1 protein-coding gene is annotated in these 937 nt (G+C 44.8%); it reads right to left on the reverse strand.

Annotation, left to right across the window (positions count from 1 at the left end; genetic code table 11):
• Positions 1–45: 45 nt before the first annotated feature.
• Positions 46–937: RNA-guided endonuclease InsQ/TnpB family protein (locus JFC06_RS12220; protein ID WP_198335252.1), on the reverse strand; the 892-nt coding region annotated here is incomplete at its 5' end.

Raw genomic sequence — 937 nt, forward strand, 5'->3', positions numbered from 1 at the left:
CCACATTCGCCAAGCTCAAGTGGGGGATTCTAAAAGCATAAGCTCTTAGGCGACTTTCTCACGAATGTCACTTGTTTTCTGTTTCATCGGGCGACCTTTATTGCATCCTCCCTCCGCAGACAAAACGGCATGTCCTGCCGATAAAATATTTTTAGCTGCATTAATATCAGCGTTGGCTTTATGACCACATTTGACGCACTCAAACTTTGCCTGAGTTTGTCTATTTTCCTTGGCGATATGCTGACAGTTAGAACAGGTTTGACTGGTGTAGCGTGGGTTTACTTTGATAAGTAAGCCGCCTTGCCACTGCTGCTTGTACTCAAGCATATTGACCATCATACCCCAGCCTTGATCTAAGATAGCTCTGTTTAATCCTGACTTGGCTTTGACCTGACGGCCTTTGTTCTCCATCGACCCACTTGCAGATCTCGACATATTGGCGACTTTTAAATCCTCACAAGCAATCATGGCGTGGTTTTTGCTGATGCTGGTGGTGATTTTATGCAAGTAGTCATGGCGAATATTGGCGATATGATGGTGGAGCTTTTGTATCTTGCGGTTTTGCTTTTTCCAGTTTTCACTGAATGTTACTTTCTTACTCAATTGACGCTGTAATTTGGCCAGTTTAACCTGATTGGCTTTAAAGCTGTTCTTGGGCTTGAGGGTTTCACCGTTTGAGGTGGTGAGTAGTTTTGTGATGCCTAAATCTAAGCCAATGGCGGTTTTCGAGGGGTGAACCGGCTTTTCGGCCAGTTCGCGCTCAGTGCCAAACGATACGTACCAGTGACCTGACTTCTTGCTAATGGTGACATTCTTGATGACACCGATGATGTCTTGAGACTTTCTAAATTTCACTAGACCAATGCCATTCGGGAGTTTGATGCGATTGCCCTCAACACGGCAGTATTTATCAAACTGAACCAAGCGAATGGAGTCA

Origin of the sequence: Psychrobacter namhaensis, from assembly GCF_016107545.1 — a bacterium.
GTDB lineage: Bacteria > Pseudomonadota > Gammaproteobacteria > Pseudomonadales > Moraxellaceae > Psychrobacter > Psychrobacter namhaensis.